We start from the raw sequence: 8179 nt of genomic DNA, 5'->3' as shown, positions 1-8179 counted from the left end.
CGGGCGCGCGGGCGGACGAGGTCTACGCGACGCTGGAGAAGGTGGCAGGTAGCCTCAAGAGCTGCTTGCAGTGAGGAGGCGGGGTGGCTTGCCCCCTCGGCCCATACCCTTCGTGCAGCGTGTATCTTGTCTGCATCACGGGACTTCAGGAGTCTGAGATGGGTTGGTTCTCCAAGAAAGACGAAGGCTTTTTTCTCGCCACCATCGTGCCGAGCGGGGAGGGCGCGCGTGTCGAGACCTTCCTGGGCCTGGTCAACGGCGAGGCCATCATCGGCGCGAACATCTTCCGCGACCTGTTCTCGTCGGTGCGCGACGTGGTGGGCGGGCGCGCCGGCGGCTACGAGCGGGCGCTGTCCGGCGCACGCGACGCAGCGCTGGAAGACATGCTGGCCGCCGCCAAAGAGCTCGGCGCCGACGGGATCGTCGGCATCGACTTCGACTACGAAGTGCTTGGCGAGGCCAATGGAATGATGATGGTGGCGGTCAGCGGGACCGCCGTGAAGATGGCCTGAGGTCTGGCCGGTGCTGGGTGATCAGGCGGCGGCTGATCTCAGCCTTTCTACAGGCAGCTCGCTTACGCGATGGTCGGAATGCCTTGGCGCAGCCACGCCGTGGCGGCCTCTTCAGGCTCGAGAGTTCGCCAGCGCTCCTGAGCCCACAGCTCTGCTGCCACCTCGGCCAAGTCAGCGCCCGCCAGGCGTGGCCATTCGTTCACATTGGGCGACGCTGTCGCAACGGACGCGGCGCCCTGGCCGTTCCGAGAGGTGCTCGACACGCGCCGCGGCACGCTGGTTCACGACGTGGTGGCGAGAGTCGGTGCCATGGCCTGCGCCAACTACCCCGAGGCGATCGCCCGGGCATTCGTCGTCCCCATCAAGACCCACGCTCTCGCCGGCCCGTTCGGGTTTGCGGTTGTGGGCATGAGCACACGCCTGCCGGCCGACGCGTCGTACCAGCGTTTCATCGAGATGCTCGGCGAAGCCGTCGGCACGGCCATCGCCACCGCTCTCGCCTACGAAGAAGAAAGACGCAAGGCCGAGGAACTGAGCGTCATCGACAGGGCCAAGACCGCCTTCTTCAGCAACGTGAGTCACGAATTCAGAACGCCACTCACCTTGATGCTGGGGCCGCTCGAGGACTCACTCGCGGACACCGAGAGCCTCTGCCGCCGCGCCAAAGAGAGCGGCAGGAACGCATCAACCGAAATGCGCGGCGGCTTCTGAAGCTGGTGAACACCCTGCTCGACTTCTCGCGCATCCAGGCCGGCCGGGTCGATGCCGCCTACCGCCTCACGGATCTGCCGCGCCTGACGGCGGACCTGGCGAGCGTCTTTCGAGCCGCCATCGAAGAGGCCGGTCTGCGCTTCAAGGTCGAGATCGATAACCTGGGCGAGCCGGTCTGCGTGGACCACGATATGTGGGAGAAGATCGTCCTGAATCTTCTTTCCAATGCCTTCAAGTTCACCTTCCAGGGCGAAATCGAAGTGCGACTTGAACGACGCGGAGATCGCGCCTGCCTGACCGTGCGCGACACCGGGACCGGCATCCCGGCCTCCGCGATCCGTCGACATCTTCTGGCGCCGGCAAGGCGACAGCAAAGTCAAGATTCCCAAGGCCATGCAGGCGGCTTTCCAGGGGCATGAGCCCGCGGACGAGGACGAGCGCCGCATCCGGACCTTGATTGAGGAATTCGCGTCCGAGCAGGCATCCAAGCTCGAGCAGGAGCTCTTCGCGCAGCGAAAGCGCCTGGCCGATGCCGAGCGAGCGCTGGAGGCCAAGCCGACCAAGGCTGCGGCGGAATCGAAGCGCATTGCCACCGACAAAATTTATCGGGCGATGACGCGCTTGAGCGACCCGAAACGGGCCGAGCCCAAAGAACAGGACTCGCGCATCTTCCCCGGCATCTATGCGCCGGTCATCGTCATGGAGGGCGGCCGACGCGTCGTCAAGCCCATGCGCTACCAGTGCCGCCCGCCCGGCAAGCCTGCCTTCTACGACACCAAGTACCCGGGCACCTACAACGCCCGGCGAGACAACCTGGAGGGCTTCTGGAAGAACCTCTTCGGGTTCTCGAATGGCCTCATGGTCGTCAACGCCTTCTACGAGAACGTCAACCGCCATCGGCTGGAAGGCCGAGGCCTCGGCGCAGGCGAGGCCGTCGAGAATGTTGTACTCGAGTTCAAGCCGAACCCGCCGCAAGCCATGCTGGTGGCGTGCCTGTGGTCGCACTGGAAGCGCGACGGTGAGCCCGAGTTGCTGTCCTTCGCCGCCATCACCGACGAGCCGCCCCCGGAGACTCGGAGGCGTTCTGCAACAGATTGCGCAAGGCGCACCGCATCCCCCTCGACGTAGAGGGGGACCTTAGGAAGTTCCAACGTCAGCTGTTGACTTCGCTCCTTCACGATCTCGGTGGTCGCCTCGACCGCTCGGTTGATGAACTCGGTGACCTCCGTAGGCCGCCGCTGCAAGCTTACTTTGCCATGCGTCAAGCGAGACACATCGAGCAGGTCGTCAAGCAGGCGCACCATCTGTTGAACTTGGCGACGAATGATGTCCAGGATCCGTCGGGGTATCGCATGCGCTTCGTGCAACCGGGCGAGGACCTCCACTGCGTTCCGGATCGGTCCGAGAGGGTTGCGCAGCTCATGCGCCAGCATGGCCAGGCACTCGTCCTGTCGCCGGCGAGCGATCAGCGCGGCATCCCGGAGCTCCTGAGCTTCGATCGTTGCAAGGACCAGATGCCCGTTGGCTTGTCGGAGCTCGCTGTTTTGCGTCTCGACGGCGCTACTGTTTTCGGCCTCTGTTTGCTGTTCCTCCGCGCGCACCCAAGCGTTGTCTGCCCATTCACTTGCGATGCCCTCGCGCTTTTTGATCGCCTCCCAGTGAGGGCGTGCGGCATCTGCTCGAACAAAGGCACCTGCAGCAACTCCCACGGGTAGTTCAGCAGCAGCGGGAACACGCCCACATTGAACTCAGGCAGCCTGGTGATGCGACTGAAAAGCAAGCGTTCGTTCGCGGCGCCCATGGCTCAACATCCCCACGCGCGAGCGGGTCGGATGTTCCAGGCGACCATGCTCACATCCAGGCCGGGAACCAGCACCAGGGACGCGTTCAGCAGGTACAGCCCGGCCGCGACGAGCGTGAGGCCGCCCACCGTCTCGAACACCCGCCGGTAGGGGGCGAGGCTTTGCAGGTTCTGCAACCAGCCCACCGCCGTTGCGCCGAGCACGACCGGCACCGCCCGGCCCAGCGCAAAGGCCAGCAGCAGCAGTGCGCCGATCCACGGCGAGCCCAGGCCGGCGGAAACGCCGAGCAGCACGATCAGCGCGGGCGTGCACACGGGGCAGATGGCGATCGAAAAAGGAATGCCGAGCGCGAACGCGCCCCAGGCCCCGATGGGGCGCTTCGCGCGGAAGGCGAACGACGGCAAGGGCACCCGGATCCAGCCCGGCCACACGAGCCCCAGCAGCACGAGCACCGGGCCGAGCACCAGCCCCCAGGCGCGGCCGATCAAGGCTTCGATGCCCAGCCCGCCCAGCCCGGCCGCGAAGCCCAGCAGCCCATGGGTCACGACCATGCCGAGCACGAACATGGCCCCGAAGACGGAGGCTTGCCGCGGCGCGCGCGCCTTGGTTACATAGGCGAGCGAAACCGGGATGGCGGCCATCGCCACCGGGTTGATGCTGAACAGCAGCCCGGCCAGGAACGCGAGGCCGGCCGCAGCGGGGCCCGCCTGCTCGACGGCCAGACGAAGCGATTCCGCATCCATTCAGCTTGTCCCCGCAGTTCGGCCGAGCAACACCTCGCGCAGCCGCTGCGGCGTGGGCAGCGCGGCAAAGACCAGTTCGCCGTCGAGCGCGAGCGCCGGCAAGGTGAGCACGCCGAGCGTGACCGCGTAATCGAGTTCGTCGAGCACATTCACCTCGCGCCACTCGACGCCCTCGACGGTCTGCAGCGCCACCTCGCGCAGCGCCGACTGCGCGGCGCTGCACTGCGCGCAGCCGGGTGCGTGGAAGAGTTCGAGTTTCACGCGCGGTCTTCTTCGATGTTCGCCATGGATCGCTCCAGGGCCGCGAGGATCGAGCAGTCCTCGACCGGGCTGCCGTCGTTCGCGCAATCCCCGATCAGCCCGTCGAGCACCTTCGACATCGCCTGCAGGCTGCGGATCTTTCCTTCGAGCTGCAGCTTCTTCTCGAGGGCGCGTTGGCGCACGTCGCCGCAGCAGGCAGCGTCGCTGCTGCGCAGCGACAGCAGTTCCAGGATCTCCGCGAGCGTGAACCCGCAGTGCTGCGCCTGCTTGATAAAGCGGATGCGCCCGGCTGCGGCCTGGTCGTAGAGCCGGTAGCCGCCTTCGCTCTTGCCGCTGGGCGCGACCAGGCCCTCGCGCTCGTAGTAGCGCAAGGTGTCGGCGCTGACCTCGGCGAGCGCGGCCAGCTTTCCGATGGTGAACATGCGGTCCGATCTCGCCTACGCCGCCCGGCCCAGTCCGGCGAGCCGCAGACTCGCCTCGTCCACGCCGCGGCCGGCGCAGCAGCTCGCAAGCTGGCCGTCGATTGCCACGGCGGGCACCGAGCGCACGCCGAGCGCCTTGGCCCGCTTGACGATATCCATGTCCCTCATGTCGAGGACGCTCACCTCGCACGAGGGACAGGCGATGCTCTTGATCAGCGTGATCGCTTCTTCGCAGGCCGAGCAGCCCGCGCTGAACACTTCCACCTTGCGTTTCGTAGCCATTGCTTCACTCCTTCGTCTGTTGGTCAATGCGGTCGGTCTCGGGAACCGGACCAGGAACCGCCGGTTCGTATCGCGAACCGTGTGGCATCTTCAAGCCTGGAGCAGGCTCCAGAGTCAAGCGAAGTGTTGGAGCCCGCGTGCGCAGCAGGTGTTTCGCGCTTGCATCCTTCATGAAGTTGTTCTTCGTGGCGCCGAGGGCCGGTGCGCAGGGGCCGTCACCGGTTCGTTCGGCGACGGCCCTGCCTGCTCCTGCCCCAACTCGTCGAGGATCGGGCAGTCGGGCCGGCTGTCGCCGTGGCAGCACGTCGCCAGGTGTTCCAGCGTCTGCTTCATTGCCGCCATCTCGGCCATGCGCCGCTCCAGGTCGGCGACGTGGGCGAGCGCGATGCGTTTCACGTCGGCACTGGCGCGGCGCCGGTTCTGCCAGAGCTTGAGTAGTTGCGTGATTTCCGCGATGGAAAAGCCCAGGTCGCGCGCGCGCCGGATGAAGCGCAGCGTGTGCACCTGCCGCTCGCCGTACTGCCGGTAGCCCGATTCCGTGCGGGCCACCGAGGGCAGCAGGCCCAGCGATTCGTAGTGCCGCACCATCTTGGCCGACACGCCCGAGCGCGCGGCGGCTTCGCCGATGTTCAAGGGCCCCGAGGCGGCCACGATCTGGTTCATTGCCCGCTTCCTTTCCAGCGCCGCAGCATCAAGGCATTGGTGACCACGCTCACGCTGCTCGCCGCCATCGCCGCGCCGGCGATCACCGGGCTGAGCAGTCCGAAGGCGGCCAGCGGGATGCCGACCACGTTGTAGACGAAGGCCCAGAACAGGTTCTGGCGGATCTTGGCGTAGCTGCGGCGCGAGATGTCGATGGCATCGGCCACCAGCGCCGGGTTGCCCCGCATCAGCGTGATGCCGGCAGCCGCCATGGCCACGTCGGTGCCGCTCGACATGGCGATGCCGACATCGGCCGCCGCCAGCGCCGGTGCGTCGTTGATGCCGTCGCCGACCATCGCCACGCGCCGGCCGCCCGCCTTGAGCTCGCCGATGATTCGCGCCTTGTCCTCGGGCAGCACCTCGCTGCGGATCTCGTCGATGCCGAGCTCACGCCCGACCGCCTCGGCGCTGCCGCGGTTGTCGCCGGTCACTAGCACCGTGCGGATGCCTTGCTCCTGGAGCAGCCGGACCGCTCGAGGGGCCGAGGCCTTGAGCGTGTCGCCGAAGGCCAGCAGGCCGACGAGGCGCGGCGCTTCGGTCACGTCGGCCAGCCAGGAGACGGTGCGGCCCTGCGACTGCAGCTCAGCCGCGCGGGCCATAAGCGCCCCGAACTCGACCTTCAGCTCTTCCATGAAGCGCGTGCTCCCCAGCCGCAGCTCGCGCTGCTCCACCGTGGCCGCCATGCCGCGCCCCGCGACGGCGCGCACCTGGCTGGCCGGCGCCACGGCGACGCGCTCGTGCTCGGCCGTCTGCATCACGGCGCGGGCCAGCGGGTGCTCGCTGCCGGCCTGAATCGCCGCGCTGAGCGCGAGCAGCGAGGCGGTGTCGCCATCGGCCGCTTCGTACGCGACCAGCTCCGGCCTCCCTTCGGTGAGCGTGCCGGTCTTGTCGAAGGCCACGACCTGAACGGCGTGCGCCACCTCCAGGGCTTCCGCGTCCTTGATCAGGATGCCGTGGCGCGCTGCCACGCCGGTGCCGGCCATGATCGCGGTCGGTGTGGCGAGGCCCAGCGCGCACGGGCAGGCGATGACGAGCACCGCCACCGCATTGAGGATCGCTGCTTCCCAGCTGCCGGTGGCGAAGCCCCAGCCCAGCAGCGTGAGCAATGCGATGCCCATCACCACCGGCACGAACACGGCGCTCACCCGATCGACCAGGCGCTGGATCGGCGCCTTCTTGGCCTGCGCCGACTCCACCATGCGTACGATGCGGGCCAGCGTCGACTCGGCGCCCACCGCGGTGGTGCGCACGATCAGCAGGCCTTCGGCATTGACCGCACCGCCGGTCACCTTGTCGCCCACATCCTTGGCGACCGGCAGGCTCTCGCCGGTGATGAGCGACTCGTCGACCTGGCTGGCGCCTTCGATCACCACGCCGTCCACCGGCACGCGCTCGCCGGGGCGCACGACGACGAGGTCGTCGGTCCGCACCTGCGCGACGGGCAGTTCCAGCTCCTTCCCGTCGCGGCGCACGCGCGCCGTCTCGGGGCGCAGGGCGTTCAGCGCGCGGATGGCCTCGGTGGTCTGGCGCTTGGCCCGCGTCTCCAGCCACTTGCCGAGCAGCACCAGCGTGATGACCACGGCCGAGGCCTCGAAGTACAGGTGCGCCATGCCGCCGGCGGCGCCGTGCGCGAGCAGCAGGTACAGGCTCAGGCCGTAGCCGGCCGAGGTGCCCAGGGCGACCAGCAGATCCATGTTCCCGGTGCGCGCCTTCAGCGCTTTCCAGCCGGCGCGGTAGAAGCGCGCGCCGAGCCAGAACTGCACGGGGGTGGCCAGGGCGAGCTGCAGCCAGCCGTTGATCATCCAGTCGGCGCCGAACAGCGAACCGATCATCGGAAGCACCAGCGGGGCGGAGAGCACGGCGGCCAGCGCGACCGGCCACCAGTCGGGGAGCGCCGGTTTCGCCGCTTCATCGGCAGCCGCGCCGGCGTCGCTCGCCGGGCGGGCGGTGTAGCCGGCTTTCTCGATGGCCGCGGTGAGCTGGGCCACATCGACATCCCGGCTCGCGAGGCGGACCTCCGCCATTTCAGTGGCCAAGTTCACTTGCGCGGACTCGACACCGGGCACCTGCCGGAGCGCCTTCTCGACGCGGCCCGCGCAGGACGCGCAGGTCATGCCCTCGACCTTCAAGCGCAGCGTCTGCTCGCCGACCTTGTAGCCGGCCTTCACGACCGCCGCGCGCAGGGCCGGCAGCGCCACCGAGGCGTCGCCCCGAACGCTGGCCGCCTCCGTCGCCAGGTTGACGCTGGCCTCGCTGACGCCCGGCACGGCCGCGAGCGCCTTCTCGACGCGGGCGACGCAGGAGGCACAGGTCATACCCTCCACGGGAAAGGACCAGTCGCGCTGGGTTGCGGCCGGCGCCGGCTTCAAGGTCAGGGTGGTGTCCATGCTGTTGCGTCGTTTCGAGCCGAAGAGTGTGGCGAGGCTTCGACTGTGAACCTTGCCATGGTAGGAAAGTAAAGCGGCTGCACTTCATTCCCCTGCCGGCGACCGGGGATACGGGCAGCCGGCTTGAGCTTGCCACGGTGGCAAGGTTCACAGTTCGAGCTTCGCATCTTTCCTACGGAGATTTTCATGATCGAGTTCAACATCCAGTCCATGAGCTGCGGCCACTGCGTCGGCCGCGTCACCGAGGCCGTCAAGTCCGTCGACCCTCAGGCTTCGGTCGAGGTGGACCTGCAGACCAAGAAGGTCAAGGTCCAGAGCAGCGCAGACCGCGAGGCGGTGTCGGCGGCGTTGAGCGAG

The 8179-nt window shown here is 67.8% G+C and carries 10 protein-coding genes and 2 pseudogenes; 5 read left to right on the top strand and 7 right to left on the bottom strand.

What is annotated here, in order from left to right:
• The first annotated feature begins 158 nt into the window (after nucleotides 1-158).
• From H0W38_RS11045 to H0W38_RS11030, 4 genes and pseudogenes are all read left to right on the top strand, one after another.
• Nucleotides 159-512 (top strand): heavy metal-binding domain-containing protein, encoded by a 354-nt coding sequence (locus tag H0W38_RS11045; RefSeq protein WP_292453863.1) that lies wholly within the window; start codon nucleotides 159-161, stop codon nucleotides 510-512.
• A 252-nt stretch (nucleotides 513-764) separates the two neighbouring features.
• On the top strand, nucleotides 765-1223 hold the full coding sequence (locus H0W38_RS11040; protein ID WP_292453869.1) for a histidine kinase dimerization/phospho-acceptor domain-containing protein: 459 nt from the start codon (nucleotides 765-767) through the stop codon (nucleotides 1221-1223).
• Nucleotides 1163-1642, top strand: coding sequence for a HAMP domain-containing sensor histidine kinase (locus H0W38_RS11035; RefSeq protein WP_292453867.1), 480 nt, complete (start codon nucleotides 1163-1165; stop codon nucleotides 1640-1642). Before H0W38_RS11040 ends, H0W38_RS11035 begins: the two co-directional genes overlap by 61 nt.
• Nucleotides 1569-2294 (top strand): annotated as a pseudogene (locus H0W38_RS11030) (SOS response-associated peptidase family protein); the annotation flags it as partial. The gene H0W38_RS11035 and the pseudogene H0W38_RS11030, both read left to right, overlap by 74 nt.
• Nucleotides 2295-2536: 242 nt before the next feature.
• Here H0W38_RS11030 and H0W38_RS22065 read toward each other — a convergent pair.
• The 7 genes and pseudogenes from H0W38_RS22065 to H0W38_RS10995 form a co-directional block, all read right to left on the bottom strand.
• Nucleotides 2537-2656 (bottom strand): annotated as a pseudogene (locus tag H0W38_RS22065) (histidine kinase dimerization/phospho-acceptor domain-containing protein); the annotation flags it as partial.
• Nucleotides 2657-3027: 371 nt separating this feature from the next.
• Nucleotides 3028-3768, bottom strand: a complete 741-nt coding sequence (locus tag H0W38_RS11020; RefSeq protein ID WP_292453858.1) for a cytochrome c biogenesis protein CcdA — start codon at nucleotides 3766-3768, stop codon at nucleotides 3028-3030.
• The gene (locus H0W38_RS11015; RefSeq protein WP_292453856.1) at nucleotides 3769-4029 is read right to left on the bottom strand and encodes a thioredoxin family protein; all 261 of its coding nucleotides are present in this window, start codon (nucleotides 4027-4029) and stop codon (nucleotides 3769-3771) included.
• Entirely contained in the window at nucleotides 4026-4451 is a 426-nt protein-coding gene (locus tag H0W38_RS11010) for a heavy metal-responsive transcriptional regulator (protein ID WP_292453855.1), read from the bottom strand. The genes H0W38_RS11015 and H0W38_RS11010 overlap by 4 nt, the downstream gene beginning before the upstream one ends.
• Nucleotides 4452-4466: 15 nt before the next feature.
• On the bottom strand, nucleotides 4467-4733 hold the full coding sequence (locus H0W38_RS11005) for a thioredoxin family protein (protein ID WP_292453852.1): 267 nt from the start codon (nucleotides 4731-4733) through the stop codon (nucleotides 4467-4469).
• Between the two features lie 168 nt (nucleotides 4734-4901).
• Nucleotides 4902-5396 carry a Cu(I)-responsive transcriptional regulator gene (gene cueR, locus H0W38_RS11000; RefSeq protein WP_292453848.1) on the bottom strand — a complete coding sequence of 165 codons (495 nt, stop codon included), beginning with the start codon at nucleotides 5394-5396 and terminating at the stop codon, nucleotides 4902-4904.
• Entirely contained in the window at nucleotides 5393-7822 is a 2430-nt protein-coding gene (locus tag H0W38_RS10995; protein ID WP_292453847.1) for a heavy metal translocating P-type ATPase, read from the bottom strand. The genes cueR and H0W38_RS10995 overlap by 4 nt, the downstream gene beginning before the upstream one ends.
• A gap of 186 nt (nucleotides 7823-8008) precedes the next feature.
• Here H0W38_RS10995 and H0W38_RS10990 point away from each other — a divergent pair.
• A partial coding sequence (locus H0W38_RS10990; RefSeq protein ID WP_292453865.1) for a heavy-metal-associated domain-containing protein occupies nucleotides 8009-8179 on the top strand: 171 nt, incomplete at its 3' end.

The organism is Methylibium sp. (assembly GCF_013817365.1).
GTDB lineage: Bacteria > Pseudomonadota > Gammaproteobacteria > Burkholderiales > Burkholderiaceae_C > Methylibium.
Note: the sequence above shows the minus strand (reverse complement) of the source record. Positions and strands in the feature narration are given on the sequence as shown.